At 55.6% G+C, this 19,546-nt stretch carries 14 protein-coding genes and 3 pseudogenes; 10 read left to right on the forward strand and 7 right to left on the reverse strand.

Annotated elements, in window-relative coordinates; all coding sequences use genetic code 11:
* Positions 1 to 84: 84 nt before the first annotated feature.
* From HCF10_RS05320 to HCF10_RS05330, 3 genes are all read right to left on the reverse strand, one after another.
* Entirely contained in the window at positions 85 to 576 is a 492-nt protein-coding gene (locus HCF10_RS05320) for a copper chaperone PCu(A)C (protein ID WP_159994898.1), read from the reverse strand.
* Positions 577 to 675: 99 nt separating this feature from the next.
* A complete protein-coding gene (locus HCF10_RS05325) occupies positions 676 to 2,835 on the reverse strand; it encodes a TonB-dependent receptor (protein WP_029290932.1) in 2,160 nt (719 codons plus the stop codon).
* Positions 2,836 to 2,908: 73 nt separating this feature from the next.
* Complete coding sequence (locus HCF10_RS05330; RefSeq protein WP_081041709.1) at positions 2,909 to 3,304, reverse strand: DUF2946 domain-containing protein; 396 nt, start codon at positions 3,302 to 3,304, stop codon at positions 2,909 to 2,911.
* A gap of 586 nt (positions 3,305 to 3,890) precedes the next feature.
* On the opposite strand from HCF10_RS05330, the gene HCF10_RS05335 reads away from it, so the two are divergent.
* The 9 genes and pseudogenes from HCF10_RS05335 (at position 3,891) to HCF10_RS05370 (ending at position 10,811) form a co-directional block, all read left to right on the forward strand.
* Positions 3,891 to 4,202, forward strand: coding sequence for a hypothetical protein (locus HCF10_RS05335; RefSeq protein ID WP_135196258.1), 312 nt, complete (start codon positions 3,891 to 3,893; stop codon positions 4,200 to 4,202).
* A gap of 86 nt (positions 4,203 to 4,288) precedes the next feature.
* Positions 4,289 to 4,963: a hypothetical protein gene (locus tag HCF10_RS05340; RefSeq protein WP_135196259.1), complete on the forward strand. Its 675-nt coding sequence runs from the start codon at positions 4,289 to 4,291 to the stop codon at positions 4,961 to 4,963.
* Positions 4,964 to 5,253: 290 nt separating this feature from the next.
* Positions 5,254 to 6,347, forward strand: a pseudogene (locus tag HCF10_RS05345) (IS630 family transposase).
* A 490-nt stretch (positions 6,348 to 6,837) separates the two neighbouring features.
* On the forward strand, positions 6,838 to 7,194 hold the full coding sequence (locus HCF10_RS31240) for a hypothetical protein (protein WP_236321053.1): 357 nt from the start codon (positions 6,838 to 6,840) through the stop codon (positions 7,192 to 7,194).
* Between the two features lie 12 nt (positions 7,195 to 7,206).
* Entirely contained in the window at positions 7,207 to 7,527 is a 321-nt protein-coding gene (locus HCF10_RS31245; RefSeq protein ID WP_223271412.1) for an EamA family transporter, read from the forward strand.
* A gap of 22 nt (positions 7,528 to 7,549) precedes the next feature.
* A pseudogene (locus HCF10_RS31250) lies at positions 7,550 to 7,698 on the forward strand (FMN-dependent NADH-azoreductase); the annotation flags it as partial.
* Between the two features lie 43 nt (positions 7,699 to 7,741).
* Positions 7,742 to 8,617, forward strand: a complete 876-nt coding sequence (locus HCF10_RS05360) for a LysR family transcriptional regulator (protein WP_029290928.1) — start codon at positions 7,742 to 7,744, stop codon at positions 8,615 to 8,617.
* 104 nt (positions 8,618 to 8,721) lie between these two features.
* A complete protein-coding gene (locus tag HCF10_RS05365; protein ID WP_104912564.1) occupies positions 8,722 to 9,888 on the forward strand; it encodes a pyridoxal phosphate-dependent aminotransferase in 1,167 nt (388 codons plus the stop codon).
* On the forward strand, positions 9,885 to 10,811 hold the full coding sequence (locus HCF10_RS05370) for an AEC family transporter (RefSeq protein ID WP_029290923.1): 927 nt from the start codon (positions 9,885 to 9,887) through the stop codon (positions 10,809 to 10,811). Before HCF10_RS05365 ends, HCF10_RS05370 begins: the two co-directional genes overlap by 4 nt.
* 464 nt (positions 10,812 to 11,275) lie before the next feature.
* Here the strand turns inward: HCF10_RS05370 and HCF10_RS05375 are convergent, their stop codons facing one another.
* Complete coding sequence (locus HCF10_RS05375) at positions 11,276 to 12,664, reverse strand: PepSY-associated TM helix domain-containing protein (RefSeq protein WP_029290921.1); 1,389 nt, start codon at positions 12,662 to 12,664, stop codon at positions 11,276 to 11,278.
* Between the two features lie 486 nt (positions 12,665 to 13,150).
* On the opposite strand from HCF10_RS05375, the gene HCF10_RS05380 reads away from it, so the two are divergent.
* Positions 13,151 to 13,438: a c-type cytochrome gene (locus tag HCF10_RS05380; protein WP_029290919.1), complete on the forward strand. Its 288-nt coding sequence runs from the start codon at positions 13,151 to 13,153 to the stop codon at positions 13,436 to 13,438.
* Between the two features lie 121 nt (positions 13,439 to 13,559).
* On the opposite strand, the pseudogene HCF10_RS31925 reads toward HCF10_RS05380, so the two are convergent.
* From HCF10_RS31925 to HCF10_RS05395, 3 genes and pseudogenes are all read right to left on the reverse strand, one after another.
* Positions 13,560 to 14,766, reverse strand: a pseudogene (locus HCF10_RS31925) (ISL3 family transposase).
* Between the two features lie 173 nt (positions 14,767 to 14,939).
* Complete coding sequence (locus HCF10_RS05390; RefSeq protein ID WP_029290914.1) at positions 14,940 to 16,361, reverse strand: efflux transporter outer membrane subunit; 1,422 nt, start codon at positions 16,359 to 16,361, stop codon at positions 14,940 to 14,942.
* Positions 16,358 to 19,537, reverse strand: coding sequence for an efflux RND transporter permease subunit (locus HCF10_RS05395; protein ID WP_167655001.1), 3,180 nt, complete (start codon positions 19,535 to 19,537; stop codon positions 16,358 to 16,360). The genes HCF10_RS05390 and HCF10_RS05395 overlap by 4 nt, the downstream gene beginning before the upstream one ends.
* Between the last annotated feature and the right edge of the window lie 9 nt (positions 19,538 to 19,546).

The raw sequence follows: 19,546 nt of genomic DNA on the forward strand, positions 1-19,546 counted from the left end.
GTCTCCACGCGACGCACATATTCTTGCGCGTTACAACGAGGGGGCTGCGCGGCACACCAAAAGCCCCCCCTGCCACCCTGAGTGTCAGTGTTGGTGGCCTTCGCTATGGCTATGGTCAGGTTGATGCTCCGTAGGGGCGTCCTTCTGTACGACGACGTCGACTTCTAGCGCACCGGCCTTTTCGAATATCAATGTAAGAGGAAAGTGCTCACCGGCTTTGGCTTGCTGTTTCAGATTGAGCAGCATCACGTGATAGCCCATGGGCTCGAATTTCACCTCACCGCCAGCAGGAATCTCTACGCTCATTACCTGCTGCATCTTCATCGCACCACCCGCATGTACATGCTCGTGCAACTCTGCTCTGCCAGCGACACGAGTAGTTGCAGAAAGCAGGCGATCAGCTTCGCTACCCTGATTTTTGAGAACGAAATACGCAGCAGCTGTTGGTGCCACCGCAGGGAGTTCACGTGACCACGGATGAACAATTGTAATGTCGCCGGACTGAAACTCGTGTGCATGAGCAATGTGCCCTAGAGACAGGAGCGAGAACGCCAGCAAGAATTTTTTCAGGAACATGGGGTTACCTATTCAGTTAGGCAGGCGGTACCTGAAATAGACGACTACCGGGTTGGCTAAGTGGGGTAGCGTTAACGCTCACCCAGCGTTGTTACAGCATCAGTAACGCCACTGCACAGCCACTTCCAGGCTGCGTGGCTCACCCAGGTAATACTGGGTGTTGGTCTGATGAATGAAGCGCGCGTAGGTCTCATCGGTGAGGTTGCGCAGGCGTGCGCTCAGCTCGGTATGAGCGTCAAGGTCGTGCTTGATGGACAGTCCGTAAACGGTGTAAGACGGCACCCACATGGTGTTGGCCGTGTTGGCGTAGACCGAAGAGACGTAGCGCGCATCAGCCCCGACTTGCCACGCCGGAGTCAAATCGTAGGTCAGCCAGAGGTTGGCGACACGGTCCGGAATGTTCACCGGGTTCTTGCCCTTGCGTGAATGCACCACCCCGCCAACGGTTTCATTGAACTCGTCGTATTCGGCACGCACCCAGGCGAAGTTGCCGGCAGCCAGTAACTGCGGCGTTACTTTGAACGATGCCGCCAACTCGATACCGGTGGAGGTCTGTTGACCCGCCTGCTCCGTGGTGTTCTGCAGGGTGGAAGATGGTACGGAGATGTTCTTGCGCACGATCCGATAGGCCGCTGCCGTGGCCGCTCCACGCCCCTCGAGAAAGTCGAGTTTGCTACCCACCTCGACCTGTCGGCCTGTGCTCAGGTCAAAGTTACCGACCTGGCCGATGCTGGCGCTGGTCAGGCTTCCGCCCGGTGGCTCGGCGGACGTGCTGTATTGGGTGTAGACGCTGGCGGTATCGCTCACGTCGTAGACTAATCCAGCCCGACCGGTGAAGGCGTCCCACCGGCGATTCAGCGTATTTCGAGCCGTATGATCAACCACTTCGAAATCGATATGGTCGTAGCGCAACGCAGTAACCAGCGCCAGGCGATCGGTCAGCCGGGTGCGGTTTTCCACAAATGTCGACGAAGTGTCCGTCCAGGTACTACGGCTCTTGGTACGGGGGGCATCCATGCCTGGAATGTCGAGAAAGTTACCTGGATCGAAGCCATTCGGATCTACCGCCGCCCCGAACTGGCTATTGATAGACAGCGGATAGACGAACTGTTTATTGCGGCTGTATTCCAAGCCGAAGGCCCAGTCACTGGCCTGACCGAACAACTCGCCTGTATGCGTCAATTCCAGGCGATTACCGTTTACCTCTTGGTCATGTCGCTGGCGGTAGGCGCCAGAACGAGACACGGCAGTGTTGTCGCTGTTGTAGCGATACACCTCCAGGTTTCGATAATCGCGCTGGCCATCGTAGTGGTAGTAGGTGTTGCGCAGTTGGGTAGCATCATCCAGACGGTAGTTGGTGATTGAGCGCAGCCAGTGCGTACGTTGTTCGTAACGCCCATCATCAACGTTGTAATTGTTGAAGCGGTTGTGTTTATCGATATGCAGCTTGCCAGTCAGCGGTTGCAACACCGGCGACCCCCAATACGGGCTGTCTTCCTGCTCTTCCAGATACTCAATGGCGAGTGTGTGGGATAGCTGGTCGTTGACGTCGCTCAACAGTGAAAACGCGAGATTACCGGCTCCGTTCTCCTGACGATCGATGTAGCCATTGGTGTGAGTGCGGCTGTAGTCCAGGCGCGCATAGTGCCGAGGCCCATCTCCCTGGTTGAGGGCCTGATTGACACCGATGGCAGTTTCCCACGTGTCATATCGCGAATAGCTCACCCGCCCCTCGACACTATCCTTATCGCGGCTGGCCAGCCTGGTAATGAAGTTCAGGCTACCGCCCACTGCCCCGCTGCCATTGAGAAAGGACGAGGGCCCGCCCAGCAGCTCGACTCGATCATAGATCCAGGCGCCGACAGGACGGGCCGCGCCGCCAGATTGCAGATTGATACCGTTGAATAGCTGGCCGATCTGCGCACCGTTGAAACCACGATAGGCGACATAACCTCCCCAGCCGGGAGGTGCAGAGGCATTCACCCCAGGCAGCGCATTGGCCGCGTCCTGAAAGTTGCGCGCCCCAATGCGCTCCATTGTCTGACGGTCGGCCACGCTAACTGATGCGGGGTTCTCACGTGCACTCAGGTTGAGGCGCGAACCGCTGTCGATGGTCTTGTCCAGACTAAGAGCGGTTGCCTCTTTAGACTCGGCAGCAACAGCGGATATGTTGACGGCAGGCAGTTTCAGGGCGTCATCTTGCGCCCACGCAAGGGTGCTGCTACCGACGAGCAGCGTCAGAGTAGTCATGCGAAACATAGAGAACTTCCAGACTTTTTATTCGATAAATCCGCACGCTGCTTGGCATGACAGCCAAACTGAACGGGTAATTTCAGAGCGAGGGAAGTCCCAAGGGGGATGCGCGAGGATTGGCCGCAGGCCAGCAATACCGATTTAGTCGCGAGAGTTGCACGTTGGGAAGAGGCCGTGTCTGGTCGGCAAGAAGTAAGCCCCATAGACAAAAAAACGCGGCGAGAATAATGGCACCGAACAGGCTAACCAGCACGCACGTGGAGTCTGTGGCAGTAATCGGCGTGACTAGGCCGGAATCATCAAGCTGATCATCCGCGTTGAAGTTGCCACCCATGGAACAAGACGGGCCATCAAGGCCAGCGAGTTGCAACCCGGCCATCTGACCATGACTGATGGCGCAGGTGAACGCGCTGAACAGGATGCATCCATAGAGAATCCATGCGACGAGAGAGCGTTCATTGCGCGCGATTTTCATAAGGCAAGACGTCACCACAGTAAGGTAAGACGCACAGATCAGATGGTATTAGTCTGCGCACCGAGCCCAAATCCTGAACTTCGAACATAAGAACAAGCGCCAAGGCTTTTTCAAGCCTTGGCGCCTGATGACAACGCTTTAACCCTGCCAAGAGAAATCGCCTGTCATGCACAAAGGTAGCACTCACCTATAGGCAATCTGCACTGCGACAATTTGCCACACCAAAAAGCATTCACCCGTATTACAGGTTGCAACAACGCCTAACTCGATGACTGAGGCAGATTGTCGCAGGCTCTGAGGTCAAAACCTTGAAGGCCGACTGATCAGTAGTAGCGAAACCGTTACGCATAGCAAGGAATAGGCCAAACATAAAAATCGTCAAAAATGGCGGAAATGATCAACGTTTTGGCATTCCTAAGAACCCAGATTATTTTATAGTTATTTTACAGCCTGAAAAATGCACACCCAACGAGTGAAGTCTTCATACAACTCGCAAAAGATTCCTAGTTGATCTCATGTCATATCATTAATCTAGTTAGACACTCAACACTCATTCTGCGCGAGTAATTCCTCAGAGAACTTCACCATGGCAAAATTAGTACGCAGCATCATCGAGCTTGAAACTCAAATGGATGAGAGCCTACATCTTGAAATACTGTTGCTCTTGAATAACATTAAAAAGAATTCTCCTCGTTGTGCTGGCGGCACATTTAAAAAGAACCCAAGCTCCGGCGAGTGGCTGATAGAGTTAGTTTGGTATGATGCGGCCTCCATGCTAGCTCATTTCTCCTCCAAGTCATTGCAGGTTCTTCTCAAACTCCTAGCATCCAGGTGTTCCAGACTATCTTTCGGAGAGGTTTCAAATACCGCCACATTAAGCTGCGCTGCCTCAGCGTAACCGTAAAAAAATAGCCTCCGGGCAGCGACTTGCAAATAGATGCATCCTTCAGCCATTTCACCCCATATCAATATTTGAGTACTGCCATGTGTATCTCATACAACTATCTGCGCGCTCAACGCTCAAAGAAGCCACTCAACCTACTGAAGCCGATGTTGTCGGCAATCTTGTTTTTGGTTATTTCAGGCTGTGCAAAAACACAACATTACGAAGAAACTGACCATAAATCTTCGCCCCCAACAAAATTACCGCACGGTCCTATCGCCCTTATCATCTCTGATTCAGCAACTGAAACGATCAGACAATTGAGCACCTACAACAACCATTATAAAAATAGCTGGACCGCTCGTTTTTACATGGACTCCATACGCCAAGCATATGTAGAGACCTCAGATCCTGCTTTGAGTTTAAACGGCGTCACCCAGGCACTTAAAAAACGCTTCGGCGAAGTGCATAACTATCAATCAATTGAACAAGCTTCACGCAGCGACTCGCCACTCATCGCAAAATTGGATATAAAAACGCGGCTTATCAACAACCGCGCATCAGAACCGGAGTCGTTTCTTTCACTGGAGTTCTACACACCAGGCGGGCATTACTTGGGAACGGTTGACTCCAACATTAAACGCTCACTAACACCCTTGTGGACAAACAATAAGCGTGAGCAGGAAATCGTCGCCGAAATACGACAACAGAGAGAAATCCAACAACAAGCCCTTGAATTACTCGACCAGCGCTTGAGCAAAATACCCACAGAGTAGATGTGGTGCATTGTAAAAAAATCAATAGCGGCCTAAGTCACTTTGCGTGGCAGCCACATTATTTACACAAAAATAAAATTGCCTAGATGGAGTATTGCTTTAAATACAGCCGCGCTCTGAATACATTGCATCGATGCGATCGATGGCGCCGAGCGAAAGATAGTCGTCCACTATGCCAGCTTCAAGGTCGCCATACCCATGTACTAAAACTCTAGTGTCCTGAGCGGTTAATTTATTTCCCTACAAACGACGATATCCTAAGCGCCGAATGTCATGGATTGGTTATACATATGCCTCGGCCAGATTCTCCCTTCGCTTTAACGCCTTCTGATCTCATTACCCTGCAAGATTGGATGAGGATGAGTACCCTGGGAAAGGCCCTTGTTGAGCAGACTCGCATCCTACTTCTGTTGGGTGATGGAATGACACCCAAGGCCGTCATCGACCAGGTGCAGGTCACACGGCCGACGGTATTTAAGTGGCGAAAGCGCTATCTGGAAGCCGGTATTGAGGGACTGGAGAATCTGCCGCGCAGCGGTCAATCACTCAAGCTTGTGGCCGGAAAAAATCAACGAAATTCTCAGGCTGACGACCAAGCGCGTCCCTAAAGAGGCCACACATTGGAGCGTTCGCTTGATGGCCAAATATGCTGGGGTCAGCACGTGGCAGGTTCGACAGCTTTGGGCGGCTTCCGACCTCAAACCCCATCGTCTGAAGATCTTCAAAATCAGCAATGATCCCCATTTCGCGGACAAGGTCGGTCGACGTGGCTGGGCTCTATTTGAACCCGCCGGATAACGCGCTGGCGCTGTCGGTTGACGAGAAAACTCAGATCCAAGCTTTGGTTCGTACTCAGCCGATGTTGCCGCTGCGCCTAGGTCAGATCGAACGCCGCACGTACGACTATAAGCGTCATGGAACAGCGAGCTTGTACGCAGCCCTCGACATCATGACCGGCTAAGTCATCGGACGGATTACCCAGCGCCTTCGCGCCAAGGAGTTTCTGGCCTTTCTGCAACAGATCGATCGCAACACGCCAACTGGAATGGACTTGCATGTGCTTCTGGATAACAGCTCAACTTATAAAACTGCCTTCATCAAGTAGTGGCTGGAAAAGCATCCACGCTTCAAATTGCACTTCATCCCGACCAGCGCATCCTGGCTGAACGCCGTGGAGGGCTGGTTTGCACAAGTGGAAAGACGAGCGCTGTACCGGGGCGCCTTCACCAGCGTGGCCGATTTGACAACAGCTATCCGTCAATTTATCGAAGCTCATAACGAGCATTCAGCCAAACCCTTCAAATGGAAGAAAACGGCTGAGGCCATCATCAGTTCGGCGCATAAAGCAAAACTGAGCGTGATAAAAAATAAGTTAATTGATTAACCGCTCAGGCCATTCGTTTCAAACACTCCAAAATACCCGATTGTTGAGTAACTGTTCGAACCTGCTGCTGGGGTTCACTCTGGCTGCTGCTCTTAGGCAGGCCAAGAAGCATTGGGGAAGAAGCTGCCATCGAAACCGAATAACGTGAAAGCCTTGTAAAGGAATGTTGAGCGTCCGCTTACTAACGCAGGGTATTCAACGCAAAAAACGCTCCCTATGAACGACTTCTGATGAATCGTGTCGTGACAACTCATCACGCTTCGGAGCGCTGAACATAGACCCGATCAGCATAGAAGATCGTTGTTCTAAACGAGCTCAAATTTGGACAAGCATAGAACTTATTCAATATTTTCAGTGCTACTGCGTAATCACCTACCCAGTACGGTAAAATTTTGCTATTTACATGGTTTTTGGCAATAATCATAAATAAAAATGCTGAGCGAGGCCGTTCTAACCGCCCATGCTGGATATTCTAAGTGACTTATGTTCAATGGCATTTACGGCAAATTCAATTTTTTGTCGGCAGGAATTAATGGAGGGTCAAATCGATACCGAGTCGTTCACGGCGATACTGTTAGCCAGCGGCGGCTTGTTTCTGCTTCTGATTTTGTTCGGCGCGGTGCAAGTCACAATGTTTACTTTATCCTGGACGCAAGGTGAACACTTCCAGAAGAACGTGGTAATCGGAATGCTGGTGGCAGCCTGCGGGTTGTTCGTGTTGTTGCTACCAAGCGCCAGTTCATCTCCCTTGGGTAGCCGCATTGCTAATGACGATTTCCGGCGTGGCGTAGGGCGCCTATTCAGTGTTCGGAAAATCAGCCGTGAATCCACTCGCGGAAACCGCTGACAATTTTGCGAGATGCCTCACCTTTCTGCTTTACTGGCTCCAGCAACCGTGTTCGGAAGTGGCCTTCACATGAGATTTCCCGGAGTGATGTACGCGCTTGCATCGGGTGTGTTGACATCAGGTTTTGGCTCTGCGCTGTGGTACCGCATCGTCAGACATATCAGTTCCCAGCAAGCCGCCACTCTTCAGTTAAGCGCTCCAATCATTGTGTTGTTGGCAGGCGTACGAATTTTGAACGAGCCGATATCGCTGTACCTATTGATGATATCAGCCGTCGTACTTGGCGGTGTCACGCTGGCCTTGTTGCCGTGCTATGCGACAACAGGTCGCTGATCAAGGAGAATGACTGCTAGCAGATCAGATCATCATTCGTGACGTGGCCCTCAATCCCATACCTCACATGGACGCAAACTTGCTGGGTGGCTGGATGATACCTGCTGGACAATGTAGCAAAACGAACAGCCATGCTTGGAACGCTCCAATAAGCTTACCAACGAGCTCCTGCCGCTGAGGTGTGCTTGCCGGCCGCAACACATGAGAGATCACTATGTCATTACGCGCGCTTCGTACCTTAATTGCTATCGCTCAGCACGGTTCATTTGCGCGAGCCGCAGACACAGTTCATCTCACACAATCAGCAGTGAGCCTGCATATAAAGTCACTTGAAGAGGAGTTCAACGCTTCGTTGTTTGACCGCTCGCGTCGATCGCCCGTATTAACCGACGCAGGCCACTTAGCGGTGGAGCGGGCGCGCGAGATCGTTGCACTTTACGACAGCATTGCTTCGGACATTGGAGGTGATCACGAGCTGCGGGGTCGACTGAAAATTGGTGCCATCCAGACTGCACTGGCCAGTGCGTTGCCTTTGGCCCTGGCCGCGCTAGCTGCCGAGCACCCACATCTACGCATAAACGTAGCCTCAGGCATGTCTGCCGAATTGGCCACGCGCGTAGAGGCTGGTGAGTTGGATGTCGCACTCACCACAGAACCTGTGAAACCGCACCCTTACGGTTTGGTTAGTACAACACTCTACGAAGAAGGCTTTTGGATCATTGCTCCGGGCTCATGCGCAGGTTTAGATTTTAGACAGCTACTTCAGCAACTACCGTTTATCCGCTTTGACCGCAGGGCTTGGGCCGGGCGTACCATTGACCGGGAGCTTCGTCGGCTGCGCCTTCGCGTGCAAACCAGTATGGAGTTAGACAGTCAGGATGCGATCATCCAGATGGTTGCCAGTGGTCTGGGGGTGTCAGTGGTTCCACTTTCCAGCCAGAACCTCGAACAACTCAAACACCTGGAAGTCCAGCCATTCGGATCACCGCAAAAAACGCGTTGTGTTGTGCTTTTGGAGCAAGAAGAAAGGCCATTAGGTCGGCTGGCAGCGGCCCTGGCGGAGGCTGTCAAAAAGCACGCCCCCATGTAACGACTAATGAGTAAATCTTGTCGAAACATGAATTTTATATCGTTTTTACTTTAGGTATCGATTCCTTATCGTAGTGCCCATCCAATCGCATTTCGAAGGGCATCATGCACGGCAACGAAACTCCAACCAGCGCTTTCCAGTCACCCATTCTACTCATGGCCAAACGCGCTACCACCATGCGCGCTGAGGGGCGGGATGTTATTGACTTAACGCTTGGCGAACCTGATTTCAATGCGCCTGAGCACGTGCTGGATGCAGCGCACCTAGCGCTAGGTGCCCGTCTAACCTACTCCCCATCAAACGGTATTGAGCCGCTTCGCAAGGCTATCCGTATGCGGGCACGTGAAGACCGAGGATTAGATTTCGGTGATGATCAAATCGCGGTTGGGTGTGGCGCAAAACAGATCATCTTTAACGCCTTCCAAGCGACCCTTAAGCCCGGTAATGACGTTATTCTCCCCGCCCCTTACTGGGCCAGCTATCCCGCCATGATCAAGATGTGCGGTGCGCAACCGATCATTCTTCCGACTACCGCTTCGGAAGGATTCAGATTGACAGCGGAGCACTTGGCAGCAGGTCTGCGCCTGGCTAAATTGCCAAAGTGGGTAATTCTCAATGCACCTGGTAATCCTTCCGGCTCTTTGTATTCTGAGACCGAGTTGCAAGCGATGGCTGAAGTTCTGCGCCATTACCCAGATGTGATGGTGCTGTCAGACGATATCTACGCGGAAATTCGATTCACCCAAGACCCTTATCTGACATTGGCATCGGTAGCGCCAGACCTGGCAGAACGTATCCTCATCGTCGATGGCGTATCTAAAGCCTATGCCATGACAGGTTGGCGTGTAGGTTGGGGGTGCGGCTCGAGGTCGCTGATTTCGGCGATCACTACCGTACAATCTCAAAACTGCACGCAGACCAGCACCTTGAGCCAACTCGCTGCGGTCGCAGCACTTGAAGGGCCACGAAACTTTCTAGCTGAGCGCAATGCGATCTATCGTCAGCGCCGAGATGCTGCACTTCATGTCCTCCGGTCGAGCAATAAACTGGAGGTATCGTGCCCAGAGGGTGCGTTTTATTTACTTCCTCAGATCAAAACGGGTGTAGACGATCAAACTCTCGCGCTTGATCTGCTCGAAGTCGGCGTCGCAACGGTTCCCGGAAGTGCTTTTGGGCTGCCTGGCCACCTTCGGCTTTCTTTTGCTACGGACGAAGCTACCCTGGTTGAAGGGTGTAAACGGTTGGTTCGTGCGCTCGAGGCGTACTCGTGACTGCCGAACTTTTGATTGCCCTCGCGCCTATTGTCCTGCTGATTGCCATGGGCGCCTGGCTCAAGCGCAGTCGGTTTCTAGAAGACAGTTTCTGGGCACAGGCAGAGCGCCTAGGCTACTACGTTCTCCTACCCGCGCTGTTTTTGCATGGTCTGGCGACCGCCAAATTGGACAACGTGCCAGTCCAAGGGATGATCATGGCGCTTGTACTCTCGACGATCATGGTCGCACTGCTGATGGTCGGCGCCCGTGGGATCATTAAGGGTAACGACGCAGCGTTCACTTCCGTCTTCCAGGGAGGGGTGCGTTTTAATAACTACGTGGGCGTCTCAGTGGTGGCCGGCTTGTTCGGTGCTCAGGGCATCGCTCTGGCTGCCGTAGCCAATGCGGCCATAGTGCCGACCGTGAACATTCTGTGCGTACTGGTGTTCGCGCGTTACGGCACAGGTGGCAGGATGTCTGCGGGCAATGTTGCCAAGCAGTTGGCACTGAACCCACTGGTACTCGCCTGTTTCGGAGGGATACTGCTTCAGGCACTAGGATTGGGCCTGCCTGCTGGCATTGAGCCGATGATTAAGGCTTTAGGGCAGGCATCCTTACCACTGGGCTTACTGTGTGTAGGGGCAGCACTTGAGTTTGGCTCTGTGCGCAGCTGGATTCGGCCCGTCGCATATTCATCGGTGGTCAAGTTCATGATCATGCCACTAACCACGCTGTGCGCATGTCATGTGTTTGGATTAGACGGCAAAGCAGCTATAGCGGCATTGCTCTTCCAGGCACTGCCTACAGCCTCGTCGTCCTACATCATGGCGAGACAGCTAGGTGGAGACGCACCTCTCATGGCGGGGATAATTGCTAGTCAAACTTTGCTTGCAGCACTAGCACTTCCCATTGCAGTGATCGTTTTGATTCCTTGGGTCTGATGTTCATGGTCTTCAGCCTGGAAAGCTGGAGTTGATGCGAAGACTGACCTAAAAATTTAACGCATCCGGTAAATTTGTAACGCTTGAGTCAGAGTAGTCGCGGTGAAGAGATAGCCATTCGATGGTGGCATCGGCACCCTAACATTGAACGGAGTAATGCCTACTCAACACAGACCGGCACCATACTCTCGAATGCCAGAAAGCAAAGGTGTGTTCACTGGACGCTGACTCATAACATTCGCCGTGAATGAATGCTCACGGCGCGCCCCTGAAATGGAACGCGCAGTAAGTCTTGGAGATTCAACCTTTCGTCATACCAGCAAGTGTTTCTGCACTCCTCGTGAAATCTACAGCCATCTGGATCATTGCCTTCTTCAGCGAACCGATATAGATCTCAACATGGCGAACATACTCAGCCATGCTCCAATCCGGCGGCGGTTTCCCATCAGGCGATCACGGTGCGGTCAGACCTTGTCTTCAGCAAGCGCGACCGGGCTGCGCATGACGGTCAGCCATGCATCCCAAGCGACCAGCACCAACAGGCTGGAACCCAATACAGGCAGTGCGACACCCAGCAACAGCGCGACGCTGACTACCGCGACTTGCGCGCCGCGGCTCAACGTACGCCAAGCGCTGAGCAGCGTGGCAGCCCTCCCCCCGCTCAGTGCTCGTGTAGGCCGACGGCGCCACCACATCAGGTAACCCATGACGACCAACACCACCAGCCCAGTGGCGAACACAATCAACACCAACTGATTCGCCAGCCCGAACAACACGCCCATGTGGGCATCGATGCCCCAGCGGGTCAGCTTGGCTGCCAGTGGGTACTGGGCAAACACAACCTTGTCGACGACGGCCAGGGTGGCGGCGTCAATCGCCACGGCGTCGACCTGGGTTGGCCAACGGCGGTCAATCTCGGTGACGGTCCAGGCTTTGTCCGGTGCCGAGGACGGGCGTATTTCGACTCGGGCGGCATCAATCCCCTCAGCGTGCGCCTTGGCCAGCACCGTATCAAACAGAGAGAGGTCCAGGGTCGATGTGAGCATCGTCACGCCGGCCATGTGGTGTCCTGCATGTTCATCCGACGGCCTGTTCGTCGCGTGAGTCTGCCCCAGCGTGGTAGACACGCTGGGAGTGGACCAACCCCAGTAGGCTCTCAGTATGCCGATGTTGTCGCCCGCCCACTGGGACCAGGTCAACCCGGTCGCCGAGAAGAACAGCAGCCCCAGCAGCAGGCAAAGTCCAAGCGTTGCATGAAGCTGGCGCAGGCCTTTTTTCGCTGGCCTCGTTGCAGGCATCTTTTTGCGGTGTTGTGCGAACCACAGCAGCAAACCGCCTAGTGCGGCGACCCACAACCAGGAGGCTGCCAGTTCGCTATAAATGCGGCCGATATCACCCAGCATCAGCCCACGATGGAACTGATCGATCCAGGTCCGCAGTGGCAGCACGCCACTGGTGCCATACACCTTCATGTCGCCACGCACCTGCCCACTGACGGGATCAACGAATATCGCACGGTATTCGGAAGGCCCCAGCCCAGGCATCGCAACTAACACGCGCGCAGTATCGCCCTGAGCAGGGGCGGGGCGCACCGCTGTCACCGCCGCGGAAGGCCCCACCACTACCTGAGCTGACTGGACTATTTGCGCGAGGCTCAAGGACGGCCCTTGAGAATCGGTATGAAGAGCATGGTCGTAAAGGCGGCTTTCGATTTGCGGTGTGAGTGCATACAGCACGCCGCTGACCGCTGCCACCAGCAAAAACGGACCGACTAAAAAACCAATATAAAAATGCAGTCTTCTGATTAAAGCATGCAGCGCACCTGGCGCTGGGTTTCCCGTTGGTTTGGACATCAGGACTCACCACGTAGACATGCTTGCACAGCGCGATCAATGAATCGCGCAAGCACTTCAGAATTCTGGGTTGTGGAACTACTCGCAGAGGCGAGCGCCAACACCCCCGTCAAGGCGCGATGCGCCATGCCTGGCGCACCACAAAAAAACGCCTATCCCATTTCAGGGCACAGGCGTTTGATAACACGACTCTAACCCTGCCAAGAGAAATCATCGCGTCATCCTCAAATTTAGCACGCAGCCGATGACGGGCGAGGCTGCGACAATCCGCCACATATAAAAGCATCGCCGCCCAAACTCGATGGTATTCAAGCCCCAGCCACACACTGCGGCAGAACGTCGCACTTTGACTGTTCAAAGCCTCTCAATAGACTTGGATCGCGGCTGCCGTGAGAGCAAGCGGCAGCACGTTTCATACGCCACGGAGGGCATGCGCCACTTCGAGTGCGAGCTTTCTTATTATAAAAATACTCGTTGAGGTCAACCGTGAAAAAAATATTGGCTGCGGCCTTGGTATTCGCATTTTCTACTGCCCATGCTGCACAGGATCCTGAGGCGGTCTTCAATCGCTCCTGCACGATGTGTCACAGCGGCCAACTGCCTATGGCGCCGAAAAAAGGCGATAAGGTGGCCTGGAAACCGCGCCTGGAGCAAGGCAATGATGTACTGGTCAAGCATGTGACCGAAGGGTTCAACGCCATGCCGGCGCGTGGCCTGTGCATGAACTGCACTGCTGAGGATTACAAGGCAGTGATCGACTGGATGTCGAAGTAAGTGTGGCGCTTGAAGCCGCCTCTGAACTGCCCAGTTTGCTGGCCAAGCAGTACATCCGCTCAAGCCTGCGCGAGCGCTGCAAAAAGTAGTCGCGATGTGGCCCCCCCTAATATCAGGTTCCTCACGGATTACCGGGAAAGACGCTCTTAATCTTCATGAAAAAGAATTCGCTATCCCGGTAACCGTACGCCATCTGCTTGATGACCTTTATTCGATTGTTTCTTCCTTCCAACTGAACGGTGTGCATCGGCCAACGAACCCGGCTCACCACTCCCCGCCAGTAACCCTTTAGCCATTTGGCGAACTGGATCAGAGCTGGTATTTCGCTTTCGTGCGCATGGCGCAGCCATTGCTTCAAGGCCGATCGCCAACCCCATGCAGTACTCGGCGTCCAGAGTGTTTTGAGTTCAGATTTCATCAAGTAGACCGTCATCAACGCTTGGTTAGCCGCCAGCAGATCCTCCAGTCGGACCTGTTGTTCCGGCGTTTTCCAGTTCTGCGGATTGCGCAGCAACAGCCATCGCGCCTCCTTGATGACCTTGCGGGCAGGCTTGTCGTGACGCAACCGGTTAGCCTCGTCGACGCGGACCCGATCAATCACCTCTCGGCCATATTTTTGGCCACCACATGGAACAGATCGTAGGCCACTCGCGCGTTAGGGCATTGCTGACGAACCTCCAAGTCAAAAGCGGTGTTCATGTCCATCGCCACCGCTTCTATTCGAGCGCAACTCTCTGGCCCCAGTTGCTCGAAGAAAGGCCTGACCACTGCTCGGCTGCGGCCTTCACCGCCCCACAGCACGCGTCGTGTATCCGCATCCAGGACCACGCTGGCGTAACGATGACCTTTGAACAGGGCGAATTCGTCCATCACCAGACGTCGCGGTCGCACCTTTGGCAAAACGCTCAACGCCGCTTGCAAGGCTCGACGCTCCAGCAACCGAACGGTGCCCCAGTGCAGCCGAAACAGTTGAGCCACGTGCAGTGTGGGAAGGCGCTCGCAGGCTTGAATGACCGCCTCGGCCAAACGCCGCGTCATGCGGGCATAGCGGTCCAGCCAACTGACGGCCTCCATACGTTTACCGCAGTCACGACAGCCAACACGCCTGAGCAACACGCTGAGGCGCAGCGTCCGCCCGAGAATTGGTAAATCCCGGACAGTTCGCTCGCAATACTCAGGCGTGGTTGAACAGCGTTTTTGGCCGCCGCTACAGGAAGGGAACGGGTGACGTGGGGAATCAGGTCGATCTGAATCGCGTCGCCATCAGGCCTGATCGTGACAACAGAAAAGCCCTCCCAAAAAGGAAGGAACGTATTAATATCGTGCATAAGAACGCCGGTTTTTTAGATGTGTTTGCTCGCACGAACATCATCAATCAAATCGGCGTTCTTGTTTCTGTGTTTCTCGGGATTCCGTGAAGAACCAAAAAAAAGCCCCGCGACCGAATAGGTCACGGGACAAAACATTGGTTGGATGCGGCCAACCAAAGGAGCTCTGTTGGTTACTTGCTGGCGACTGTTTCCGGTGACCAGCCGCCACCCAAGGCTTTGTAGATGGCAACGATGCCGCGGTACAGGTCAACTTCGGCCTGGGCCTGGGAGTCTTCAGCCGCCAGGCGTTCGCGCTGGGCGTCGAGCAGCACCAGGAAGTCCACCGTGCCTTCGCGGTAGCGAATGTCGGCCAGGTCGGCGGCGGCGCGGCTGGATTCGCTTTGACGAATCAACGAGAACAGCCGCTGCTGGCGTTTGCCGTAGTCGCTGAAAGCGTTTTCCGACTCTTCCAGGGCCAGCAGCACTTGCTGTTCGTAGGTCGCCAGGGCGCCATCCGCTTCAGCATCGGCGCCGCGCAAGCGGGCCCGCACACTGCCCAGGTCAAACGCAGCCCAGGTGATGCTCGGGCCCAGCGCCCAGGCATTGGCGGCCGAGGAGCCGATCTGCGAACCGCGCCCAGCAGTAAAGCCGAGGAAGCCGCTGAGGCTGACCCGAGGGAACAGGTCGGCCTTGGCCACGCCGATGCGCGCAGTGGACGCAGCCAGTTTGCGTTCGGCGCTGAGAATGTCCGGGCGCCGTTGCAGCAGTTCGCCCGGGTCACCAATCGGTAAGGCCTTGGCAATTGCAGGCAACTGCGCCGGGCTCAGGTCCACCGTGAGTTTGTCCGGGCGTTCGCCGAGCAGGGTGGCAATGCGGTTGCGCTGGCGTGCCTGTTCGGCTTGCAGTTGCGGCACGCTGGCTTCAACCGAGGCCAGGCGCGCGTCGGCGCGCACCACGTCGAGCTGATCGCCGACCCCGGCATCACGCAGGCTTTCGGTGATCTTGCGTGACTCCTGCTGGTTGTTCAGGTTGGCCAGGGCGATTTTTTCCCGCAGTTGGGCGCCGCGCAGTTGGCCGTAGGCGTCCACCAGTTCGGCAATCAGGCTGACTTGCAGTTGGTAGAGGTCGGCCTCGGCGGCCTGCTGGTCGGCGTCGCTGGCTTCCAGGTTGCGTTGGATACGCCCAAACAGGTCCAGCTCCCAGGCCATGTCCAGGCCCAGGTCGTAACGTTCACTTTTCACGCGCCGGGTGGTTTGCCCAGGGATCTGGCCCTTGGCCTGGTCACTGCTGGCGCGGCTGGTGATGGTGGGCATGGCGTCATTGCTGGCGTCATCGCGAATCGCCCGTGCCGCCCGCAGCCGGGCAAAGGCGACCCGCAGTTCGCGGTTGCCCTGCAACGACTGGGTCACCAATTGGTTGAGGATCGGGTCCTCGAATTGCTGCCACCAGATGCCTTCAAAGCGTGCTCGGTCAAAGTTCTTTTGCCCGGCGGCGCCATCGGTGGCGGCCGTGATATGGGCCGCCTCCAGGTTCTGGGGCTTGTAGTCCGGGCCCACGGCGCAGGCGCTCAGGGCCACGGCCAACAGGCTCGGCAGGAAGACTTTCAGGCTCATTGTTGCGCCTCCAACTTCGGGGCGCGGGCCGCTTTGCGAGCCTCACCGCGTTCCATATAGTTGCGGATCAGGACGTAGAACACCGGGGTCAGCAGCAGGCCGAAGAAGGTCACCCCGAGCATCCCGGAGAACACCGCAACACCCATGGCGTGGCGCATTTCGGCACCGGCACCACTGGAGAACACCAGGGGCACCACACCCATGATGAAGGCGAACGAGGTCATCAGGATCGGCCGCAGACGCAGGCGGCAGGCTTCCAGCACCGCAGCCAGCGGGTCGAGGCCTTCCTCTTGTTTGTCCTTGGCAAACTCGACGATCAGAATCGCGTTCTTACACGCTAGGCCCACCAGTACGATCAAACCGATCTGGGTGAAGATGTTGTTGTCACCCCCCGACAGGATCACCCCGGTAATGGCCGAGAGCAGGGTCATCGGCACGATCAGGATCACCGCCAGTGGCAGGCTCCAGCTTTCGTACTGGGCGGCGAGCACCAGGAACGCCAGCAATACGCAGAGCGGGAACACGAACAGCGCGGTATTGCCCGAGAGAATCTGCTGGTAGGTCAGGTCGGTCCACTCGTAGGTCATGCCGTTGGGCAGTTCCTCCTTGAGCAGTTTCTCGATGGCTTTTTCGGCCTGGCCAGAGCTGTAGCCGGGCGCGGCGGCGCCGTTGATTTCAGCGGTGATAAAGCCGTTGTAGTGCATCACGCGGTCCGGGCCCGAGGTGTCGCTGACCTTGATGAAGGTCGCCAGCGGGATCATTTCGCCTTTGTTGTTGCGCACTTTGAGCTGGCCGATCTGGTCCGGTTCAAGGCGGAACTGCTGCTCAGCCTGGACGTTGACCTGGTAAGTGCGACCGAAGCGGTTGAAGTCGTTGGCATACAGCGAACCCAGGTAGATCTGCAGGGTGTCGAAGATGTCGCTGACGGCCACGCCGTGGGTCTTGGCTTTTTCGCGGTCGATGGCGGCATCGACCTGGGGCACGTTCACCGTGTAGCTGGTGAACAGCCCAGCCAGTTCCGGCACGCCGTGGCTTTTGTTGATGATGTTCATGGTTTCTTTGTACAGCTCGTCGTAGCCCAGGTTGCCCCGGTCTTCGATCTGCAGGCGGAACCCGCCAATGGTGCCCAGGCCCTGTACCGGCGGCGGCGGGAAGATCGCCATGTAGGCTTCCTGGATTTCGCCGAATTTTCCGTTCAACGCACCGGCAATCGCGCCGGCGGACATGCTTGGGTCTTTACGCTCGTCGAACGGCTTCAAGGTGACAAATATCACACCGTTGTTCGTGCTGTTGGTGAAGCCGTTGATCGACAAGCCTGGGAGCGCCGCGGTGCTTTCCACTCCCGGCTGTTTCAAGGCAATGTCGGACATGCGCTTGATCACGTCTTCGGTGCGATCAAGGCTCGCCGCATCCGGCAGTTGAGCGAAGGCCACGAGGTATTGCTTGTCCTGGCCAGGTACGAAACCGGTCGGGGTGTTGGAAAAACCAAAGAAGGTTAGGACCATCAGCCCCGCGTACAGCACCAAGGCAATACCGCTGCTGCGGATTACACGCGCCACGGCGCCGACGTAGCCATGGCTGGCTTTCTCGAAAAAGCGATTGAACGGACGGAATAACCAGCCACCAAACAGTTTGTCGAGCGCTTTTGAGACACGATCCTTCGGCGTGTTATGGCTACGCAGCAACACGGCGGCCAGAGCAGGGGACAAGGTCAGCGAGTTGAACGCCGAAATCACCGTGGAAATCGCAATGGTCAGGGCGAACTGTTTGTAAAACTGCCCGGTCAAGCCGCTTATAAAGGCCGCTGGAATGAACACCGCACACAGCACCAGTGCCGTGGCAATGATCGGACCAGTGACTTCGCTCATGGCCTTTTGAGTGGCCGGGAGGGGCTCCAGGCCCAGCTCAATGTTGCGCTCAACGTTCTCCACCACCACGATGGCGTCGTCCACCACGATACCGATAGCGAGTACCAAACCGAACAATGACAGCGCGTTAAGCGAGAAACCGAACAGGTGCATGATCGCAAAGGTACCAATCAGCGACACCGGCACGGCCACCAACGGAATGATCGAGGCGCGCCAGGTTTGCAGAAAAAGGATCACCACCAGCACCACTAGAATCAAGGCTTCAAACAGAGTGTGGACCACCGCCTCGATAGAGCCACGCACGAAGACGGTTGGATCGTAGGCGATGGCGAAATCCATACCTTGCGGAAAGTTTTTCTTCAACTCAGCCATTTTTTCACGAACGTCGTTTGATATCTGGATCGCATTGGAGCCAGGACGCTGGAAGATCGGCAATCCCACCGCCGGCTGGTTGTTAAGCAAGGAGCGCAACGCGTATTGGCTGGAGCCCAGCTCGACCCGCGCAATGTCCTTCAGCCGAGTGATTTCACCGTTATCGCCGGAACGAATGATGACATTCTCGAACTCTTCTTCAGTGACCAGACGGCCCTGGGTATTGACCGACAACTGGAAGGCGGTCGCGTTCGGGGCTGGTTGGGCGCCCAAGGCACCAGCGGCCACTTGACGGTTCTGCTCGCGAATGGCGGTCACCACATCGGTAGCGGTCAGGTTACGCGACGCGATCTTGTTCGGGTCCAGCCAGACGCGCAGGGAGTAGTCGCCCATGCCGAACAACTGCACATCACCCACACCGCTAAGGCGGGCCAACTCATCCTTGATGTTGAGAATCGCGTAGTTGGACAGGTAGAGCATGTCGTAGCGTTTGTCCGGCGAGGTCAAGTGCACCACCATGGTCAGGTTCGGGGAGGCCTTGTCCACAGTGATACCGATGCGACTCACTTCCTCAGGCAGTTTCGGCTGGGTCCGTGTTACACGGTTTTGTACCTGCACCTGAGCGTTGTCCAGGTCGGTGCCCAGGGCAAAGGTGATGGTCAGGGTCAGCTTGCCGTCGGCGGTCGACTGCGAGGACATGTACAGCATGTTCTCGACGCCGGTGATGGCCTGCTCCAGCGGCGCCGCCACGGTTTCACCGATGACTTTGGGGTTGGCCCCCGGGAAGTTGGCGCGTACCACCACAGTGGGCGGAACCACTTCCGGGTATTCGCTGATCGGCAGTTGGAACAGCGAAATCGCACCAGCGATCAAAATCAGCAGCGAAAGCACCGCGGCGAAGATCGGCCGTGAAATGAAGAATTGGGAAAAATTCATCGGAGTTGT

It is taken from the genome of Pseudomonas sp. B14(2022) (genome assembly GCF_012030485.1).
Lineage (GTDB): Bacteria > Pseudomonadota > Gammaproteobacteria > Pseudomonadales > Pseudomonadaceae > Aquipseudomonas.

Coding starts and splice junctions, on each gene's coding strand:
- HCF10_RS05325 (WP_029290932.1), bottom strand. CDS start 2,835: ATGTTTCGCATGACTACTCTGACGCTGCTCGTCGGTAGCAGCACCCTT.
- HCF10_RS05335 (WP_135196258.1), top strand. CDS start 3,891: ATGGCAAAATTAGTACGCAGCATCATCGAGCTTGAAACTCAAATGGAT.
- HCF10_RS05390 (WP_029290914.1), bottom strand. CDS start 16,361: ATGAGCCTGAAAGTCTTCCTGCCGAGCCTGTTGGCCGTGGCCCTGAGC.
- HCF10_RS05320 (WP_159994898.1), bottom strand. CDS start 576: ATGTTCCTGAAAAAATTCTTGCTGGCGTTCTCGCTCCTGTCTCTAGGG.
- HCF10_RS31240 (WP_236321053.1), top strand. CDS start 6,838: ATGGCATTTACGGCAAATTCAATTTTTTGTCGGCAGGAATTAATGGAG.
- HCF10_RS05360 (WP_029290928.1), top strand. CDS start 7,742: ATGTCATTACGCGCGCTTCGTACCTTAATTGCTATCGCTCAGCACGGT.
- HCF10_RS31245 (WP_223271412.1), top strand. CDS start 7,207: ATGCCTCACCTTTCTGCTTTACTGGCTCCAGCAACCGTGTTCGGAAGT.
- HCF10_RS05340 (WP_135196259.1), top strand. CDS start 4,289: ATGTGTATCTCATACAACTATCTGCGCGCTCAACGCTCAAAGAAGCCA.
- HCF10_RS05330 (WP_081041709.1), bottom strand. CDS start 3,304: ATGAAAATCGCGCGCAATGAACGCTCTCTCGTCGCATGGATTCTCTAT.
- HCF10_RS05395 (WP_167655001.1), bottom strand. CDS start 19,537: ATGAATTTTTCCCAATTCTTCATTTCACGGCCGATCTTCGCCGCGGTG.
- HCF10_RS05365 (WP_104912564.1), top strand. CDS start 8,722: ATGCACGGCAACGAAACTCCAACCAGCGCTTTCCAGTCACCCATTCTA.
- HCF10_RS05375 (WP_029290921.1), bottom strand. CDS start 12,664: ATGTCCAAACCAACGGGAAACCCAGCGCCAGGTGCGCTGCATGCTTTA.